The sequence below is a fragment of the Pseudomonas sp. Larv2_ips genome (assembly GCF_963879675.1).
Lineage (GTDB): Bacteria > Pseudomonadota > Gammaproteobacteria > Pseudomonadales > Pseudomonadaceae > Aquipseudomonas.
The window spans coordinates 111,342-129,304 of the sequence record NZ_CAWOAW010000022.1; the positions used below are offsets into that span (position 1 = coordinate 111,342).

The 17,963-nt window shown below is 60.2% G+C and carries 15 protein-coding genes and 1 pseudogene; 12 read left to right on the forward strand and 4 right to left on the reverse strand.

Annotated elements, in window-relative coordinates; translation table 11 throughout:
• Window positions 1-148: 148 nt before the first annotated feature.
• A complete protein-coding gene (locus AACV02_RS15850) occupies window positions 149-1,042 on the reverse strand; it encodes a LysR family transcriptional regulator (protein ID WP_119735510.1) in 894 nt (297 codons plus the stop codon).
• 155 nt (window positions 1,043-1,197) lie between these two features.
• On the opposite strand from AACV02_RS15850, the gene AACV02_RS15855 reads away from it, so the two are divergent.
• From AACV02_RS15855 to AACV02_RS15880, 6 genes are all read left to right on the forward strand, one after another.
• A complete protein-coding gene (locus AACV02_RS15855) occupies window positions 1,198-2,844 on the forward strand; it encodes a GMC family oxidoreductase (RefSeq protein WP_119735511.1) in 1,647 nt (548 codons plus the stop codon).
• A gap of 102 nt (window positions 2,845-2,946) precedes the next feature.
• Window positions 2,947-4,569 carry an MFS transporter gene (locus tag AACV02_RS15860; protein ID WP_119735512.1) on the forward strand — a complete coding sequence of 541 codons (1,623 nt, stop codon included), beginning with the start codon at window positions 2,947-2,949 and terminating at the stop codon, window positions 4,567-4,569.
• A 224-nt stretch (window positions 4,570-4,793) separates the two neighbouring features.
• Window positions 4,794-6,743: a DNA topoisomerase III gene (locus tag AACV02_RS15865; RefSeq protein ID WP_119735525.1), complete on the forward strand. Its 1,950-nt coding sequence runs from the start codon at window positions 4,794-4,796 to the stop codon at window positions 6,741-6,743.
• A gap of 132 nt (window positions 6,744-6,875) precedes the next feature.
• A complete protein-coding gene (locus tag AACV02_RS15870; protein WP_106579933.1) occupies window positions 6,876-7,316 on the forward strand; it encodes a CBS domain-containing protein in 441 nt (146 codons plus the stop codon).
• A gap of 8 nt (window positions 7,317-7,324) precedes the next feature.
• Window positions 7,325-8,173, forward strand: a complete 849-nt coding sequence (locus AACV02_RS15875) for an NAD-dependent protein deacetylase (RefSeq protein ID WP_119735513.1) — start codon at window positions 7,325-7,327, stop codon at window positions 8,171-8,173.
• 617 nt (window positions 8,174-8,790) lie between these two features.
• The gene (locus AACV02_RS15880) at window positions 8,791-9,120 is read left to right on the forward strand and encodes a hypothetical protein (RefSeq protein WP_106579931.1); all 330 of its coding nucleotides are present in this window, start codon (window positions 8,791-8,793) and stop codon (window positions 9,118-9,120) included.
• A gap of 123 nt (window positions 9,121-9,243) precedes the next feature.
• Here the strand turns inward: AACV02_RS15880 and AACV02_RS15885 are convergent, their stop codons facing one another.
• Window positions 9,244-10,146 (reverse strand): LysR family transcriptional regulator, encoded by a 903-nt coding sequence (locus AACV02_RS15885; RefSeq protein ID WP_106579930.1) that lies wholly within the window; start codon window positions 10,144-10,146, stop codon window positions 9,244-9,246.
• A gap of 188 nt (window positions 10,147-10,334) precedes the next feature.
• Between AACV02_RS15885 and AACV02_RS15890 the strand changes: the two genes are divergently transcribed.
• The 3 genes from AACV02_RS15890 to AACV02_RS15900 are packed head-to-tail and all read left to right on the forward strand — an operon-like array spanning window position 10,335 to window position 12,917.
• Window positions 10,335-11,033 (forward strand): CoA transferase subunit A, encoded by a 699-nt coding sequence (locus tag AACV02_RS15890; protein WP_010211319.1) that lies wholly within the window; start codon window positions 10,335-10,337, stop codon window positions 11,031-11,033.
• 31 nt (window positions 11,034-11,064) lie between these two features.
• Window positions 11,065-11,724, forward strand: coding sequence for a CoA transferase subunit B (locus tag AACV02_RS15895; RefSeq protein WP_017135011.1), 660 nt, complete (start codon window positions 11,065-11,067; stop codon window positions 11,722-11,724).
• An 11-nt stretch (window positions 11,725-11,735) separates the two neighbouring features.
• Window positions 11,736-12,917, forward strand: coding sequence for an acetyl-CoA C-acetyltransferase (locus tag AACV02_RS15900; protein ID WP_119735514.1), 1,182 nt, complete (start codon window positions 11,736-11,738; stop codon window positions 12,915-12,917).
• Window positions 12,918-13,109: 192 nt separating this feature from the next.
• Here the strand turns inward: AACV02_RS15900 and AACV02_RS15905 are convergent, their stop codons facing one another.
• Window positions 13,110-13,526 carry a PaaI family thioesterase gene (locus AACV02_RS15905; RefSeq protein WP_119735515.1) on the reverse strand — a complete coding sequence of 139 codons (417 nt, stop codon included), beginning with the start codon at window positions 13,524-13,526 and terminating at the stop codon, window positions 13,110-13,112.
• A 156-nt stretch (window positions 13,527-13,682) separates the two neighbouring features.
• Here AACV02_RS15905 and AACV02_RS15910 point away from each other — a divergent pair, with 156 nt between their 5' ends.
• Complete coding sequence (locus AACV02_RS15910) at window positions 13,683-14,558, forward strand: DUF4349 domain-containing protein (RefSeq protein WP_119735516.1); 876 nt, start codon at window positions 13,683-13,685, stop codon at window positions 14,556-14,558.
• A 102-nt stretch (window positions 14,559-14,660) separates the two neighbouring features.
• On the opposite strand, the gene AACV02_RS15915 is transcribed toward AACV02_RS15910, so the two are convergent.
• Window positions 14,661-15,746 carry a DUF1615 domain-containing protein gene (locus AACV02_RS15915; RefSeq protein ID WP_119735517.1) on the reverse strand — a complete coding sequence of 362 codons (1,086 nt, stop codon included), beginning with the start codon at window positions 15,744-15,746 and terminating at the stop codon, window positions 14,661-14,663.
• 146 nt (window positions 15,747-15,892) lie between these two features.
• On the opposite strand from AACV02_RS15915, the gene AACV02_RS15920 reads away from it, so the two are divergent.
• A complete protein-coding gene (locus AACV02_RS15920; RefSeq protein ID WP_119735518.1) occupies window positions 15,893-16,507 on the forward strand; it encodes a LysE family translocator in 615 nt (204 codons plus the stop codon).
• Window positions 16,508-16,703: 196 nt separating this feature from the next.
• A pseudogene (locus AACV02_RS15925) lies at window positions 16,704-17,963 on the forward strand (type IV secretion protein Rhs); the annotation flags it as partial.

The following is a 17,963-nucleotide window of genomic DNA, read 5'->3' on the forward strand; positions in this document are numbered from 1 at the left end:
TTGCCTGTGATGGCATCCACTGGTCATGCCTGATCGACCGAGGTGTTTGCATCGCAGGCAAGCCAGCGCCCACACGTGGATCTCATGCCATCAGAAGGATGCCGTGTTGCAGGCAAGCGCTGCTCCCCACAGGTGTGATCCGGTTGCTTCAGCTGGATTCGCCGAGCAGCAACCCCTGCTCCCTTGCGCACAACTCCACCACGTAATCCCACAACACCCGCAGCCGTACCGACTTGTGCAGCTCCCGGCGTGAGCTGATCCAGTAGCTGCGCTGAATGCCCTCCGTCGGCAACAACGCCACCAGGTCCGGATCACCCGCCGCCATAAAGCACGGCAACACAGCGATGCCCAACCCCGAGCGTGCCGCCTGGTGCTGGGCGATCACGCTGGTGCTGTGGAACACCACTTTGGGGTTGCGGCAGAAGCTGCTGAGGAATTTGAGTTCCTGGCTGAACAGCAAGTCATCCACGTAGTCGATCCACGCATGTACGGCCAGGTCTTCGCGCTTTTCAATCGGCGGGTTGCGCTCCAGATACGCGCGGCTGGCATACAGCGCGAGGCGGTAGTCGGTGAGTTTGCGCGTGACAAGCTGGTCGACGCTGGGGCGTTCGAGGTGAATGCTGATTTCCGCTTCCCGGTTCAGAATGCTGACAAAGCGCGGCACGGCCACCAGTTCGACTTCCAAGCCTGGGTAACGCTCAAACAGCCCGCCCATGCGGCTGGCAAGAAACATCACGCCCAGCCCTTCAGCCACGCCGAGGCGGATCTTGCCCAGGGGCGCGGCGCAATGGGTGAGTTCGTCTTCGGCCAGCAACGCGACGTTTTCCATGGCCTCAGCGTGTTTGAGCAGGGCTTCGCCGGACGGTGTCAGCTCGTAACCCTGTGCGTGCTGCACAAAAAGCGCAGTCCCCAGGCTCTTTTCGATGGCCTCGATATGCCGGGCGACGGTGGCGTGCGTGGTTTTCAGGCGCTGGGCAGCGGTGAGCAAGCGGCCGCTGCGTTGCAATTCGAGAAAGAACCGCAGGTCGTTCCAGTCGAACATATCGCCTCCCTTGCGTGGACAGTCAGTAGTTGCGCTCATGTCAGTGGTTACAGGCACTGTTTAAAAACGCACAGCAGCTGGGTAAAAACTAACATTTTTAAGACGAAAACTAACAACTAGGATGGAGCCAATAAGAAAAACAAGCGAGGCCTCAGATGCCCATTGCAGCTGCTGAATACGATTACGTGGTAGTAGGCGCCGGCCCCGCAGGCTGTCTGCTGGCCAATCGACTGTCCGCCAACCCCGCCCACCGCGTGCTGCTGCTTGAAGCTGGCGGCCGCGACAATTACCCCTGGATCCATATTCCCGTCGGCTACCTGTTCTGCATCGGTAACCCACGCACCGACTGGTGCTTCAAGACCGAAGCCCAGGAAGGCCTGCAAGGCCGTGCGTTGAGTTACCCACGCGGCAAGGTGCTGGGTGGCTGCTCATCGATCAACGGCATGATCTACATGCGCGGCCAGGCCCAGGATTACGACGGCTGGGCGGCCGAGGGCAACCCGGGCTGGGCCTGGAAAGACGTGCTGCCACTGTTCAAACAAAGCGAAAACCACTTCGCCGGCGATTCGCAATTTCACAGCGACGGCGGCGAGTGGCGCGTGGAGCAACAGCGCCTGCACTGGCCGATCCTGGATGCCTTTCGCGATGCAGCGGCGCAAAGCGGCATCGCGCCGATCAGCGACTTCAACACCGGCGATAACGAGGGCTGCGGCTATTTCCAGGTCAATCAGAAGGCCGGCGTGCGCTGGAATGCGGCCAAGGCGTTTCTCAAGCCGATCCGCCAGCGGCCCAACCTCACCGTGCTGACCGAGGTCGAAGTGGACCGCGTGTTGCTGGAAAACGGCCGAGCCTCTCAGGTGCTCGGGCGTCAGAACGGCCAGCAGATGAGCTGGAAAGCGCGCAAGGAAATCGTGCTGTGCGCCGGCTCCGTGGGCTCGCCGGGCATCCTGCAACGCTCGGGGATCGGCCCTGCCAATGTGCTCAAACCATTGGGCATCGACGTGGTGCATGAGCTGCCCGGCGTGGGCGGCAACCTGCAGGACCATCTGCAACTGCGCCTGATCTACAAACTGGAAAACGCGCGCACCCTGAACCAGATCGCGGGCACCCTGTGGGGCAAAATGGGCATGGGCCTGCGCTACCTGTATGACCGCAGCGGCCCGCTGTCGATGGCGCCCAGCCAGCTCGGCGCGTTTGCCCGCTCCGGCCCCGAACAGACCTCGGCCAACCTTGAATACCATGTGCAGCCGCTGTCACTGGAGCGTTTTGGCGAGCCGTTGCATGCGTTCCCGGCGTTTACCGCCTCGGTCTGCGACCTGCGCCCGCAAAGTCGCGGCCGTATCGACATTCGCTCGGCCAACCCGGCAGATGCGCCGTTGATTCGGCCCAACTACCTCAGCCATCCGCAAGATTTGCGCGTGGCCGCCGACGCGATTCGCCTGACGCGCCGCATCGTCGCCGCACCCGCCTTGAGCCAGTTCAAGCCGGTGGAATACCTGCCGGGCGATTCATTGCAGACCGAAGCGCAACTGCACGAAGCCGCCGCGCGCATCGGTACGACGATTTTCCATCCGGTGGGCACCTGCCGCATGGGCAGCGACAAAGACGCTGTAGTCGATGCTCAACTGCGCGTACATGGCGTGCCGGGTTTGCGCATCGCCGATGCTTCGGTGATGCCACGCATCACGTCGGGTAACACCTGCTCACCTACACTGATGATTGCGGAGAAAGCCGCGCAGTTGATCCTTTCGCCGAACACAAGGAATCTTGCCCCGGAAAGAGAAATGACCACACCCGCGTGACCTGCAGGCGTCCGGCTGGCCGGCGCCTACAGAGAGACAACCGGCGCCGAGGTTGGCGCCGACAGTGGAACAACAATAAATAATCACTGTGAGGGTTACCCGATGTCAGAACATGCTCAACCCCTGGGCTCGGCCGTTCGTGCGAGCACCGGCAGCGAATCAAGAAAAGTCATCTTCGCCTCGTCTCTGGGGACGGTGTTCGAGTGGTATGACTTTTTCCTCTACGGCGCTCTGGCGGCCGTGATCAGCAAACAGTTCTTTGCCGGGGTCAACGACACCACGGCGTTTATCTTTGCCTTGATGGCCTTCGCGGCCGGCTTTGTGGTGCGGCCGTTCGGCGCGCTGGTGTTTGGTCGCCTGGGTGACATGATCGGGCGCAAGTACACCTTTCTCGTCACCATCATCCTGATGGGCGTGGCGACGTTTTGTGTCGGGCTGCTGCCGACCTACGCCAGCATTGGCATTGCCGCGCCGGTCATCCTGATCGTGCTGCGCATGTTGCAGGGCCTGGCGTTGGGCGGTGAGTACGGCGGCGCTGCCACGTATGTGGCCGAGCACGCGCCGGCCGGCAAACGCGGCCTGCACACCAGCTGGATTCAATCCACCGCCACCCTCGGCCTGCTGCTGTCGCTGCTGGTGGTGCTGGCTTGCCGTTACTTCACCGGCGACCAGTTCGAAGTCTGGGGCTGGCGGATTCCGTTCCTGTTTTCCATCGTGCTGCTGGGCATTTCCACCTGGATCCGCATGAGCCTGCACGAGTCGCCGGCGTTCCTGAAAATGAAAGAGGAAGGCAAGGCCAGCAAGTCGCCGATCCGCGAGTCGTTCGGCAAATGGGAAAACCTCAAGGTGGTGCTGATCGCGCTGTTCAGCATCAACGGTGGGCAAGCGGTGACGTTCTACGCGGCGCAGTTCTATGTGCTGTTCTTCCTCACCCAATTCCTGAAAATGGACCCGGCGCTGGCCAACATGCTGCTGATTATCAGCGTGGTGATCGGCGCGCCGTTTTTTATCCTGTTTGGCTGGCTGTCGGACAAAATCGGGCGCAAACCGGTGCTGATGCTCGGTCTGCTGCTGGCGACCGCCCTGTACTTCCCGATCTTCAAGGGCCTCGCGCATTACACCAACCCGGCGATGGACCAGGCCAGCCATCAGGCGCCGATTACCGTGCTGGCCGACCCGGCCACGTGCACCTTCCAGTTCGACCCGGTGGGCAAGGCGCGTTTTGACAGCCCGTGCGACAAGGTCAAGACCTTCCTGGTCAAGCAAGGCCTGCCGTACAGCAGTTCTGCGGCGCCGGCCGGCAGCCCGGTGCAGGTAAGCGTGGGTGACGTGCGCATCGACGGTTACGACGAAGCGGCCCTGCGCGGTGCGGTGACACTCGCCGGCTACCCGACTTCGGCGGATGTGGCACAGGTCAACAAGGTCATGGTGGTGGTGCTGATCGTGGTGCTGATCCTGATCGCGGCCATGTGCTACGGCCCACTGGCAGCGTTGATGGTGGAACTGTTCCCGACGCGTATCCGCTACACCTCGATGTCGCTGCCCTATCACATCGGTAACGGCTGGTTTGGCGGTTTCCTGCCGACTGTGTCATTTGCTCTGGTGGTGTACACCGGCGACATTTTCTATGGCTTGTGGTACCCGGTGGTGGTGACCGGCGTGAGTCTGATTGTGGGGTTGTTCTGCCTCAAGGAAACCCGACATGTGGACATCAATAACAACTGATCTTCACGACGCCTGAGACCCCTTGTGGGAGCGGGCTTGCCCGCAAAGGCGGTGTGCCAGTCGACACATTCGTTGACTGATCCTCCGCTTTTGCGAGCAAGCCCGCTCCCACTTTTGCTTTGTGGCACTCACACACTTTGCTGTACATCCATACAGATAATGGTTGCTCAAATCCCTCTGACTCAGCATCCTGCAAGGCATCAACCCGATCTGATGTGATGACCATGCGGCTGTACCTCTGTGAAAAACCCTCCCAGGCCAAGGATATCGCGGCCGTGCTCGGCGCCAGCCGGCGCGGCGACGGTTGCTGGCTGGGCAATGGGGTCACAGTCACCTGGTGCATTGGCCACCTGCTGGAAACCGCCCCGCCCGACGCCTACGACGCCAAATACAAGCGCTGGGTGCTGGCCGATCTGCCGATCGTCCCGGAAAAATGGAAGATGCAGGTCAAGCCCAAGACTGCCAGCCAGTACAAGGCAGTCAAGCGTTTGCTGGGAGAAGCCCAGGACCTGGTGATCGCCACCGACGCCGACCGTGAGGGCGAGATGATCGCCCGGGAGTTGGTCGAGCATTGCCGTTATCGCGGCCCGATCCAGCGGCTATGGCTGTCGGCGCTGGATGACGCCTCCATTCGCAAAGCCCTGGCCGCGCTCAAGCCGGGCGCCGAAACCTTCAGCCTGTACCACTCGGCGCTGGGTCGCTCGCGCGCCGACTGGCTGATCGGCATGAACATGAGCCGTCTGTTTACCTTGCTTGGGCGCCAATCCGGCTATCAAGGCGTGTTGCCGGTGGGCCGGGTGCAAACGCCAACCCTGCGCCTGGTGGTGGACCGCGACCGCAGCATCGCCGACTTTGTGCCGGTGGCTTATTGGGCCATCGATGTCGATCTGCGCCATGAGCGCATGACCTTCACCGCCCAATGGCGCGCCACGGATGATGCGTGTGACGACCAAGGCCGCTGCCTCAACCCGCAGGTGGCCCGCGACGCTGCCGATGCCATGCGCAACGCCGCCACTGCGCGGCTGGTGAAGTTGCGCACCGAGCGCATGCGCGAGGTGGCGCCCCTGCCCTTCGATCTTGGCACCCTGCAGGAAATCTGCTCCAAAAAACTGGGGCTCGGTGCCCAGGAAACCCTGGATATCGCCCAGTCACTCTACGAAACCCACAAGGTCATCACCTACCCGCGCAGTGATTGCGGCTACCTGCCGTTGAGCCAGCACAGCGACGCGCCGAAAATTTTAGCTGCGCTGGGGCGCGCGGACCCAGCAGTGAATGAACTGATGCCGCATATCGATCCCCAGCGTCGTTCACGGGCCTGGAACGACGCCAAGGTCAGCGCGCACCACGGCATCATTCCCACCGGGGCCGGTAAGGATGTGGGGCAGCTCACCGGTAAACACCGTGCGGTCTACACCCTGATCCGCGCACGTTACCTGGCCCAGTTCCTGCCTAACCATGAATACGATCGCACCCAGGCGGATTTCGACTGCGCAGGCCAAGCGCTGCGCGCGGTCGGCAAGGTGGTCATCGAGCCGGGCTGGAAACGCGCGCTGCCCGAAGCGCTGGCCCCGGCAAAGGGGCGCGAGGCACCCGCGCCGCAAGCCTTGCCGGCGTTGGCGCAGGGCCAGGACTACGCGGTGGCCAAGGTCAATCTCAAAGACCTGTGGACCCAACCGCCCAAACCATTCACCGAAGGCGACCTGATCAAGGCGATGAAAAACGTCGCCAAGCTGGTGGAAGACCCGCTGCTCAAGCAAAAACTCAAGGACACCACCGGCATCGGCACCGAGGCCACCCGCGCCGGAATTATCCAGGGGCTGTTGGACCGTGGTTACCTGATCAAAAACGGTAAGTCACTCTCGGCCACTGCGGCCGCATTCAGCCTGATCGACGCCGTACCTCGAGCCATTGCCGACCCAGGCACCACTGCGATCTGGGAACAGGCGCTGGACATGGTGCAAAGCGGTGAAATGAGCCTGGAAGAATTCGTCGCCAAGCAGGCGGCGTGGATGAGCAAGCAAGTGGCGCGCTGCAATGGTATGCGCATGACCATCACCGGCCCAGCCAGCCCGGCAGGTCGAGGCGCCACGCCATGGAAAAAGAAACGCAAGACGGCGCCACGCAAGCCTACGGCCGGTACCAAGCGGGGGAAAAAGCCGACAAATGCCGGCTGAAAGACGAAAAAATCCAGCGAATGACGTTTTTCGACGGGTTTAACGCCGCTTTGGACCTTGCAGCCCCGTAGCCCGTCTAGGATTCTGTAAGGGACCTGCTGACTTCCTAACAACAACACCGGAGTGGCCGCCATGAAAACCGTCGCACAAGTGCTCAAAGCCAAGGACCAGAAGAATCAGGAGGTCCACACCATCAAGTCGCACCAGACGGTGATGGAGGCATTGATCCAGATGGCTGCCAAAAACGTCGGGGCCTTGCCGGTTGTGGACGAAGGCAAAGTCGTGGGAGTGATCAGTGAGCGCGATTACGCGCGCAAGTTGATCCTCAAGGGGCGTTCTTCCGCGACCACTGCTGTGAGTGAAATCATGAGTTCGCCGGTGATTACCGTCGATACTCACCAGAGCGTCGAAAAGTGCATGAACATCATGACGGACGGTCACCTGCGCCACCTGCCCGTGGTCGAAGATGGCAAGCTGATCGGCTTGTTGTCCATCGGTGACCTGGTAAAGGAAGCCATTGCCGAGCAGGCTGACTTGATCAAACAACTGGAGCAGTACATCCGCGGCGAATAGGGGACCCCATGCTCGACACGCTGGAACATCAAGAAGACCACCTCGATACCCTGCACCGGGCGATGGCTGAGCGGCGCTTTGTGGTGCTGACCGGTGCGGGCATCAGTACGTCGTCGGGCATTCCTGATTATCGCGACAGCGAAGGTGTGCGTCGGGGCAAGGCGCCGATGATGTACCAGGAGTTCCTGGCCACGCCGCAAGCGCGGCGCCGCTACTGGGCGCGGGCAATGCTGGGTTGGCCACGGGTGCGCGTGGCGCAGCCGAACAAGGCTCACCTGGCACTGGCCACGCTGCAACAACGCGAGCGTATCAGCGGGCTGATTACACAGAACGTCGATACCTTGCATGACCAGGCCGGTAGCCAGGATGTGATCGAGCTGCATGGAAGTCTGCATCGAGTGCTGTGCCTGGATTGCCAACAGCGCAGCGAGCGCGATGTGATCCAGCGGGTGATGGAAGATCAGAACCCCTACCTGGCCGGCGTCGATGCCGTGCAAGCGCCCGATGGCGATACGCTGCTCGATCCTGCCTTTGAAGAACGCTTCCAAGTTCCCCACTGCCCGCACTGCAATGGCCAACGGTTGAAGCCCGACGTAGTGTTTTTCGGTGAGAACGTCGCCCAGGCCACAGCGGCCAAAGCAATGGCGGCGGTGCAGCAGGCTGAAGGGCTGCTGGTGGTGGGCTCATCGCTGATGGCCTATTCGGCATTTCGCCTGTGCAAGGCGACGGTGGAGCAAGGCAAGCCGGTGATTGCCATCAACCTGGGCAAGACACGCGGGGATGAGCTGTTGCAGGTCAAGATCGAGGCGTCCTGTGAGCGGTTGTTGCCGTTGCTGGTCGAGCGATTGAGCCAGTAACACCGCCACAAACCAACGATGAACAGGGCTGTATGTGGGAGCGGGCTTGCTCGCGAAGGCGGCGCGTCAGTCAAAAGCGCTCCGGCTGACCCACTGCCTTCGCGAGCAAGCCCGTTCCCACAGGTTTCCATACTGAATTGATGACCTCGCCCCCTTCGACCAACCGCACAAAAAATGACGCCCAAGTCACGTTTTTCCGCATTCCCCCGCCCCCACAACGATTTATGTAGTGCTCAAAAAAAATCACTACATAATCGTTGACGTAACCTTTTTACCCTTGCATTATCGAGACGTCTCCCGGATCGGGAGCGTTGGTAACACGTGTTTTGAACAAGCTCGTCTGACCGCCGAGCTGTTTTTCCGGATGTGCACTGCCCACAAGGCAGATTGATGAAACTGACCGGCCCGCAAGGATCGGTACAAGAAGCTAAAACGCTGCTTGTCTTCGCGATGAAACCATTGCGTAGCCGTTCATCAGCAAGACTACATGCATCAGGTTCAAGACCCTGCCCGTATTCGGCAGACAGTCACTGACGCCCGGCTTTCAAGCCGGAGACAACTAAGCAGTTTTAACGGAATCAACTGATAGATCGCCAACTGGTCAAGGGGCTTACATTATGAATCTGAACAACCAACCAACTATCGATGAATTGGCTGAGATGTTCGCAGCGCAGAAAGACACACTCGACGACCATATTCTGTGGGTCGAAAAATCGGGTCAAGTCCATATCGACTGCGTGGCGCCCCATACCCTTGAGGAAGAGTTCGATAAAAACAACCGCAACCTGGCGGCGCGCCTGAAAATGTATCGCCGCGGCCAGGGTTATGTTGGCAAGAAAGCGGCTGCCGATCAAAACTTTATCGAGCAGGTATTCGACACACTTAACAATGCCTGGGCATCTTTCAAAGACAGCTCGAACGTTAAAGTAATCGACCGCTATTACTAAGTAATATTCGACAACTAGTGGGCGCTGGCTCGTCGGCGATGACGGTTTAATATTCAACACTGATGTTGAGTTTTAAATAGCCATCGTCGACGAGCCAGCGCCCACATTTGTTTTGCGTCGTGATCAAAACGATGGGAATCGGCCTTTGGCGGCCTCATCGCGAAAAATATCGAACAAGACCTGCGCAGCTGCCGATAATTCATGGCCCGGCTTGGTCAACACACCAATCGGTCGCTCGATCACCGGATCGCTCAACGTGATGCAATAGGCGCCCGCCTCTTCCATCTGTTTCGCGCACAACGCGGGTACGGCGCTGACGCCAAGGCCATTGGCAACCATCTTGCCCACCGTCGCCAATTGATGGCTCTCCAGCGCCACCGGCAATTTCATCTGCAACGCGCCCAGGTGCTCCTCAAGCATCACCCGTACCGTGGAAGGCCGCTGCAGGGTAATGAACGGCTGCTCCAGCAAGGTTTGCCAGTCGATTTCGCTTCGCTGGGCCAACGGGGAATCTCCCGGCACTACCGCAATAAACCGGTCCAGATACAACGGGGTGAACGCCAGAGACGAACCCTCGGACGGCTCGAACGCCACGCCCAGTTCCACCTGACGGTCACGCACCATCTCCAGCACCTGCTCGTTGATGAGGTCATGCACCGTCACGTTCACTTGCGGGTAACGGGCGCGGAATATCTTCAGGATCGGTGGCAGCAAGTTGCCCGCAAACGACGGCATCGCCGCCACGGTGACCCGGCCACGCTGGAGGGTGAAACGCTGGCGCAGCTCGTCCTCGGCGTTGTCCCAATCGGCGATCAAGCGACGCGCCAGAGGCAACAACGACTCACCTTCAGGCGTCAGCGCGACATTGCGCGTATTGCGGCTGAACAAGCGCCCGCCTAACCCCTCCTCCAGCCCTTTGATGGTCAGGCTCAGCGCCGATTGAGAGAGGTGCAGGCGTTCGCAAGCAGCGGCGAAACTCAGGCTCTGGGCCACGGCGAGAAAGGCACGCATCTGTTTAACGGTCATAGGAAGCTCCACGCTGCCAATCGGATGCTGCAAGTGAGGTTGCCGCATGTCTATGCTTGAAGCTTGCGGCTTAAAACCGATTATGCTGTTTTTCAAACCAATCAACCTTAAAAAACAACTTAACAAATCAATCCGTCGGCGCAACACTCGTGTCATTGGCTGGCCCACACACAATAAAAGAGGTGCATATGGCAGGTTTCGATAAACGCGTGGCGTCCTATGAAGAAGCACTGGCAGGCCTGGAAGACGGGATGACCGTGCTCTCCGGTGGTTTTGGCCTGTGCGGCATTCCGGAAAACCTCATTGCCGAGATCAAGCGCAAAGGCACCCGCGACTTGACGGTGGTTTCCAACAACTGCGGCGTCGATGGGTTTGGCCTCGGCGTGCTGTTGGAAGAAAAACAGATCAGCAAAGTGATCGCGTCCTACGTCGGTGAAAACGCCCTGTTCGAGAAGCAACTGCTCAGCGGCGAAATCGAAGTGGTATTGACGCCCCAAGGCACCCTGGCAGAAAAAATGCGCGCAGGCGGTGCTGGCATCCCGGCCTTCTTCACGGCCACCGGCGTCGGCACCCCCGTCGCCGAAGGCAAGGAAACCCGCGAATTCAATGGCCGTCCCTACCTGATGGAAGAGTCCATCACCGGCGACTTCGCCATCGTCAAAGGCTGGAAAGCCGACCATTTCGGCAACGTCATCTATCGCCACACCGCCCAGAACTTCAACCCGCTGGCTGCCACCGCCGGCAAGATCACCGTGGTCGAAGTTGAAGAAATTGTCGAACCGGGCGAGCTGGACCCGGCGCAGATCCACACTCCAGGCATCTACGTCGACCGGATCATCTGCGGCACCTTCGAGAAGCGCATCGAACAGCGCACTGTCCGCAAATAATCCGCCAGCCCAAATAATAAGGAGACAAACAATGGCCCTTACCCGCGAACAAATGGCTCAACGCGTCGCACGTGAAATGCAGGACGGTTTCTACGTCAACCTCGGCATCGGTATTCCGACCCTGGTGGCCAACTACATTCCCGAAGGCATGGAAGTGATGCTTCAGTCGGAAAACGGCCTGCTCGGCATGGGCCCGTTTCCTACCGAAGAAACCATCGATGCCGACATGATCAACGCCGGCAAGCAGACCGTGACTGCGCGCATTGGCGCCTCGATCTTCTCCTCCGCCGAGTCCTTCGCGATGATTCGCGGGGGCCACGTCGACCTCACCGTGCTCGGCGCGTTTGAAGTGGACGTACAAGGCAACATCGCCTCGTGGATGATTCCCGGCAAACTGGTCAAGGGCATGGGCGGCGCCATGGACCTGGTGGCCGGTGCAGAAAACATCATCGTGATCATGACCCATGCGTCCAAGGACGGTGAGTCCAAGTTGCTCAGCCAGTGCAGCCTGCCGCTGACCGGCGCCAAGTGCATCAAGCGTGTATTGACGGACCTGGCTTACCTCGAGATCGAAAATGGCGCTTTTGTCCTCAAGGAACGCGCACCTGGCGTCAGCGTTGAAGAGATTGTGAGCAAGACCGCCGGTAAACTGATCGTCCCGGACCACGTTCCAGAAATGCACTTCCAGTGAGGACAGATTCCATGCAAGACGTCGTGATTGTTGCTGCCACCCGCACCGCCGTGGGCAGCTTTCAAGGTTCGCTGGCCAGTATCCCGGCACCGGAACTGGGCGCGGCCGTGATCCGTCGCCTGCTGGAGCAGACCGGCCTGGACCCGGCTCTAGTGGATGAAGTCATCCTCGGCCAGGTACTCACCGCAGGCAGCGGCCAGAACCCTGCGCGCCAGGCCTCGATACTCGCCGGTCTGCCCCACGCCGTGCCGGCCCTGACCCTGAACAAAGTCTGCGGCTCGGGCCTCAAAGCCCTCCACTTGGGCGCCCAGGCCATCCGTTGCGGCGACGCCGACGTGATCATCGCCGGCGGCATGGAGAACATGAGCCTGGCGCCTTACGTATTGCCCGCTGCACGCACCGGACTGCGCATGGGCCATGCCAAAATGCTCGACAGCATGATCACCGACGGCCTGTGGGATGCGTTCAACGACTACCACATGGGCATTACCGCCGAGAACCTGGTAGACAAGTACGGCATCAGCCGTGAAGCCCAGGATGCTTTCGCCGCTGCCTCCCAGCAAAAAGCCGCTGCGGCTATTGAAGCCGGTCGGTTTGTTGATGAGATCACCCCGGTCCTGATCCCCCAGCGCAAAGGCGACCCAGTGGCCTTCGCGGTCGATGAACAACCACGCGCCGGCACCACCGCCGAATCCCTGGCCAAGCTCAAACCCGCATTCAAGAAAGACGGCAGTGTCACCGCCGGCAACGCTTCCAGCCTCAACGACGGCGCCGCTGCAGTGTTATTGATGAGCGCCGATAAGGCCAAAGCCCTCGGCCTGCCTGCACTGGCGCGTATCGCCAGCTACGCCAACGCCGGCGTCGACCCCGCGCTCATGGGCATCGGCCCGGTGTCGGCCACTCGCCGCTGCCTGGACAAGGCCGGCTGGAGCCTGGGCGACCTGGACCTGATCGAAGCCAACGAAGCCTTTGCCGCGCAATCTTTGGCGGTGGGCAAAGAGCTGGAGTGGGACGCCGAGAAGGTCAATGTCAATGGCGGTGCCATCGCCATCGGCCACCCGATCGGTGCCTCGGGTTGCCGCGTGCTGGTGACATTGCTGCATGAAATGATCAAGCGCGACGCCAAGAAAGGCCTGGCGACGCTGTGCATCGGTGGCGGTCAAGGTGTAGCCCTCGCCCTCGAACGCAGCTGATCCAAAGAGCAACAGGAGCAAAGGCTCGGTTCCACGAAAACCGGGCCTTTTCTTTTTTAAGCCGTCCCCATGAAAAACCACCGTCCAACTGTGGGACCTGGCTTGCCTGCGATAGCGGGTCGACCGTTGGCAAATGTACTGGCTGACCCTGCGCTTTCGCAGGCAAGCCAGCGCCCACAATGATCTCTATTGTTAGTCCGTGCGTGGCACCGCAAACACGGCAGTCGCTCGCGCCACGACATTCTCCCCCACCTGCAAGCTCACCGTGGCAAACGCCATCTGCCGCCCGCGTTTGTGATGCTCCAACCGCACCACAATCCAGTCGCCCACCTGCACCGGCCCCAGGTAATCCAACGTCATGCTCGCGGTAATCAACGGCAACGGCAGCTCACTGGAAAACGCCATCGCATAACCCATGCCGACATCCGCCAAGGTCGCCAACACCCCGCCATGCACCGTGCCGCGCCCATTCGCGTGGCGGTTATCGGAGCGCAGGCCTATTTCCAGATCCAGGCCTTCGCCCCGGCAATAAGCTGGGCCCAGCAAGTCGAGCAGCGGGCTACTGCGCGGCAGCGAAACAAACCCTTCGGGCACGGCGTAGGCAATCATGGCAAATTCATCCTTGGCGTAAGGTCTGAGGTGTACGCCCCGCTCTCTGCGGAGGCCATCATCATCAGTCACGCAAATCCTGCGCGATGCTTTGCGTAAATCCGCCAGACCCGCTTTAATCGCGGGCAATTTCCCCTGCATATCCAAGGAACAGCAATGCGCCACCTGGACGGCACAACACAACCGCTTCTTTTGATCTTGCTGGCCGCACTGGCCTTGGCCGGCTGTTCGCCCAAGGAGCACTCCCGTGCCACTGTCATCAATGGCGAACAAGGCCGAGCCGGCGCGCAATTGGCTTATGAGCACGAGCTGACCCTGGCGCTGCCCGGCGCCCTGCTTGCACCGCGCATGCAGGCCACCCGCGAGGCCTGTGAGTCGGCACGCTTTGGCGCCTGCAATATTCTGGGCATCACCGAAGATGGCAACGGTGGCGAGATCATCCTGCGCATTGCACCCACCGGCGTGGAGCCGATGGTCGCGCTGGCCGCAGAAGGTGGAACACTCGGCCAGCGCATCACCACCGCCGAAGACCTGGCTGACGCGGTCGCCGATGTGCGCCGTCGCCAGGATCGCCTGCAAGTCCAGCAACAGCGCCTCGATGAGCTGGCCAAGCGCAAGGACATCAGCGTCAGCGACCTGATCGCTTTAACCAAGGAGCAGGCGGGCGTTGAAAACGAACTGCAGGCACTCGCCCAGGTCGCCGCCGGCCAACAACGCCGCCTTGATACTAACCGCGTGACCCTGAATTTCCGTTCCTCCGACGGCGCGAACCAGCAGTCACGCTTCAGCCGGATCTTCAGCAACCTGGGCGACAACCTGGTGGACGGCACAGCAGATGCACTGGAACGCGCCAGCTATGTACTGCCGTTCGTGATCCTGGCGTTTCCGGTGATGTGGTTGTGGGTCTGGTTATGGCGCCGGTTTGTGGTGGCTGGCAGGCGTACTGCTGCAAACGAGCTTTCTGTGGCGAGCGGGCTTGCCCCGCATTCGGCTGCCAAGCAGCCCCAGAACCAGGCACCGAGTGATGACTGACACACTGCGTTCGGCTTGACAGGGGGCTGCTTCGCAGCCCAACGCGGGGCAAGCCCGCTCGCCACAATAAGCCGCTCGCCACGACACGCCCGCCAGCGATAATCAGCGCTTCATGCAGCGCTGATACCGATCATCCACGCGCTTGGCGAACCACGCGGTGGTCAGGTTGCGAGTGATCTTCGGGCTCTTCAACACGATGCCCGGCAGTATCGCCCGTGGCATTGGCTTGCCGGCCGCTTTATCAGCCAGCGCGTACACGCGTTTGTAGAGGGTGGTCTCCTCAAAGTCCAATTGCTCACCCTTCTCCAACTGGCTGCGGATGGTCGGATTGCGCATGTCCAACTTGGGCCCCAGGGAGCGCACCGCCAACTCAGTGGTGCCCGGCAACAATGAGCCATAGCGAATCAAGTCGCCATCCAACGCCAGCTCGGTGCCAGTAATGCGGCTGACGGCAGCCTGGAACGCAGCGTTGCGGCTGGCATACCAACCGGCGTTGAAGTCAGCAAAGCGGTACAGCGGCTGGTCATAACTGACCGGGTAGCCCAGCAAGTGGGCGATGCCGAAATACATGCCGCCGCGCCGCGTGAAGACTTCACGGCGAATCGTGCCGTCCACCGTGTAGGGATAACCCCGCGCCTGTTTCTGTGCAAAGTCGATGCTGACTTGCATCGGGCCTGCGGTATGCACCGGGTTGAAACCGCCAAATAAGGTATTACCCAGAGGCACCACGCTGATGAAATCGTCGAAGATTGCGCTCAGGTCCTTCTCCGTGCGTGCAGCACTCAAACGCTCGGCGTAGGACTTACCGGTAGGCGAGCGCAGTTGCAGTGCGCTGCGCACCACAAAGGCTGGCACATGGACCTTGCCGGCACGGCGCAGGATTTCATCCTGGGCGATCTTGCCCATGTTTGGCACCGGCGGGTCGACCTGGTAGGTGGACTCTTGCTCGGTGACTGCCAGCACAGCACAGATATTTTCGGTGCTGGGGTAGATTTTCTGAGTGTCGAAGGCGGTGTAGATGTCTTGTGCCCAGCCACCACGGTCCGGCACCGTCGCCGGCAGCAGGCGCACGATCTGCGCTTTCACCTCGGCCTCGCTACGCTCCGGCTGTTGCGGACTGCGTGAAGTGGAGCAACCGGCCAGCACCAGCAACGTGGTGAGGCACAGGATCAGGCGGCTTGAATACATGGGGCTTCCTTGGATAACGACGGGCCGGGCATTGCGGATATCGACAGGTAAGTCTAACCGGGGTTCGCCGACCTGCCGCACTCGCCAATCGCAAACTAACGTGACAGGATCTGTCATCGACCATTCCTACAAGGAGTTTGAATGCCATGCTCAGTGTGAACTTCCTCGTCACCTGCCTGATCGTCGTGCTGATCCCCGGCACCGGTGTGATCTTTACCGTCTCCACCGGCCTCATCGCTGGCAAGCGCGCCAGCGTATTTGCTGCGCTGGGTTGTACCGCAGGCATCCTGCCCCACTTGCTGGCATCGGTGCTCGGCCTCTCTGCCCTGCTGCACACCAGCGCGTTGGCGTTTGAAGTGCTCAGGTACGCGGGCGTTGCCTACTTGCTCTACCTGGCCTATGCCACCTGGCGTGATCGCTCGGCCTTCGCGATGAATGACGCACCGACTGCAACCACAGCGCGCGGCCTGATGATCCGTGGTTTCCTGTTGAACATCCTCAACCCCAAGCTGACGATTTTCTTCCTCGCCTTTCTGCCCCAGTTTGTTACCCCAGGCAGCATCTCGCCCGCCGTGCAAATGCTGGTACTGAGCGCAGTATTCATCGCGATGACGTTTGCGGTTTTCGTCATCTATGGCTTGTTGGCCAATGGCTTTCGCCGCGCCGTGATCGAATCGCCGCGCGTGCAGAACTGGTTGCGCCGCAGTTTTGCGGCAGCCTTTGCAGGGTTGGGTTTGAACCTGGCATTTGCGCAGCGCTGACAAGGACTACCGAAACGTCCCACGCAACACCCGGATAACCTCTACAGATACCACCTGAAAACCTCGGCAAAGTCCTTCGCCTGATCACACAGTGCGAGGGATTGCAGATGGTTTTTTCCGTTAAAGCCCCAGTTATTGGGGCTGTCTTTTGATCGCCCCCACCAGCCGACACATTGGCCTTCTGGTACTGGCCGTGATGGATTCAGAGACGCGAGACGTCGAATCCGTTCTCAGCGATTTCAAACGCTGCCTCAATACCTACGAGCTCTGGGCCGAAAGCTACATCAGCTTTTCGGCACTGGATGTCGATCAGGTATTCAAGGTCGGGGATGAGGTGGCACTCGTCGCGCCGATCAACCGCTCCATCCTGCCCAGCTCGGCCGTTGCGGCCTGCAAGCAGGACGGCACCCTGACCCTGGTGCACATGTTCCAGAGTTCTCAATTTGTACCCATCGGCAACACGCCAGTGGTGTTGCAAACCATCGACCCCAACGGTGGCCCCCTGGGCGACCCCATCAAAAAATTTATCGGCCCCAGTGGCATTCTGAAAATCACCGAGTGCGATCGTAACCAGAAGTACCGAGTCAACTTTTACCCCAACGTTTCTAAAGAACACTTCAAGGCCTTATATGCCTCCTATCAGTCGGTCATCACCTCGCTGGAGCACTGGCTGCGCACGGAGTGGCGCGCCACGTTCGGGCCACTGTGGAATAAATACTCCGAAGCAAACTTCCTCAAACGCTACCTCTTACTGCACCAGGCCTACGCCAAAGGGTTTGGCGATGCACTTGGCTCACTCTGGGACACGCTCAAACTGCTGTTTGAGTGGCTTACCCACCCACTGACATATGCCGAACAGCTGCTGCACTACCTGACCCAGGCCGAGTTCGGAAAGCTGCTGAATGTCAGCGCCGAAATGCTCGCGAAAGGTTTGCTGGTACTCAGTGATGAGCCTCTGCTGTTCATCTACCTGGCGGCAATGGTCAGTTGGATGCGGATGATGCCGCCGCCACTCATGAATGAGTTGCTGGGCTCGATCAGCCTTGAAGTGCTGATCAACGTGTTGCTGTGCCTTGCCACTGCCGGGATGGGCCTGGTGATACGCCTTGGCAACAAGGTGCTGGGCAGCATCAAGTCTCATCGTGCGCGCCGGTGGCTGGAGCACATGGCCAAGCAGTTCGGAAAATCTCAGTTGGGTGAGCATGTTGAGGCGGCCAAGCCGATATTGCTCGGTAGCCCGGCAATCCAGATTCAGACGGTGCCAGTTGCGCCGTTAAAAGCTGGAGACAACCTGATTACGAACGCGGTGTCGATGGTTCGCAGCAAGACGCAGAAGACGGTGCTCGTGCGGCAAGAGTATGTCGATGATGTGCCTGTTGCTGCGAAAAATCCCCAGGGAGATGCCGCGGCACCTGCCGACAAAACCGCCACCAATGGCTGCCCGGTGTCGATGGTC

Excerpts from the sequence above, each read along its gene's own strand:
- AACV02_RS15915 (WP_119735517.1), bottom strand. The coding sequence starts at position 15,746 with ATGTATTCAAGCCGCCTGATCCTGTGCCTCACCACGTTGCTGGTGCTG.
- AACV02_RS15865 (WP_119735525.1), top strand. The coding sequence starts at position 4,794 with ATGCGGCTGTACCTCTGTGAAAAACCCTCCCAGGCCAAGGATATCGCG.
- AACV02_RS15900 (WP_119735514.1), top strand. The coding sequence starts at position 11,736 with ATGCAAGACGTCGTGATTGTTGCTGCCACCCGCACCGCCGTGGGCAGC.
- AACV02_RS15860 (WP_119735512.1), top strand. The coding sequence starts at position 2,947 with ATGTCAGAACATGCTCAACCCCTGGGCTCGGCCGTTCGTGCGAGCACC.
- AACV02_RS15880 (WP_106579931.1), top strand. The coding sequence starts at position 8,791 with ATGAATCTGAACAACCAACCAACTATCGATGAATTGGCTGAGATGTTC.
- AACV02_RS15910 (WP_119735516.1), top strand. The coding sequence starts at position 13,683 with ATGCGCCACCTGGACGGCACAACACAACCGCTTCTTTTGATCTTGCTG.
- AACV02_RS15875 (WP_119735513.1), top strand. The coding sequence starts at position 7,325 with ATGCTCGACACGCTGGAACATCAAGAAGACCACCTCGATACCCTGCAC.
- AACV02_RS15895 (WP_017135011.1), top strand. The coding sequence starts at position 11,065 with ATGGCCCTTACCCGCGAACAAATGGCTCAACGCGTCGCACGTGAAATG.
- AACV02_RS15905 (WP_119735515.1), bottom strand. The coding sequence starts at position 13,526 with ATGATTGCCTACGCCGTGCCCGAAGGGTTTGTTTCGCTGCCGCGCAGT.
- AACV02_RS15870 (WP_106579933.1), top strand. The coding sequence starts at position 6,876 with ATGAAAACCGTCGCACAAGTGCTCAAAGCCAAGGACCAGAAGAATCAG.
- AACV02_RS15920 (WP_119735518.1), top strand. The coding sequence starts at position 15,893 with ATGCTCAGTGTGAACTTCCTCGTCACCTGCCTGATCGTCGTGCTGATC.
- AACV02_RS15855 (WP_119735511.1), top strand. The coding sequence starts at position 1,198 with ATGCCCATTGCAGCTGCTGAATACGATTACGTGGTAGTAGGCGCCGGC.
- AACV02_RS15885 (WP_106579930.1), bottom strand. The coding sequence starts at position 10,146 with ATGACCGTTAAACAGATGCGTGCCTTTCTCGCCGTGGCCCAGAGCCTG.
- AACV02_RS15850 (WP_119735510.1), bottom strand. The coding sequence starts at position 1,042 with ATGTTCGACTGGAACGACCTGCGGTTCTTTCTCGAATTGCAACGCAGC.
- AACV02_RS15890 (WP_010211319.1), top strand. The coding sequence starts at position 10,335 with ATGGCAGGTTTCGATAAACGCGTGGCGTCCTATGAAGAAGCACTGGCA.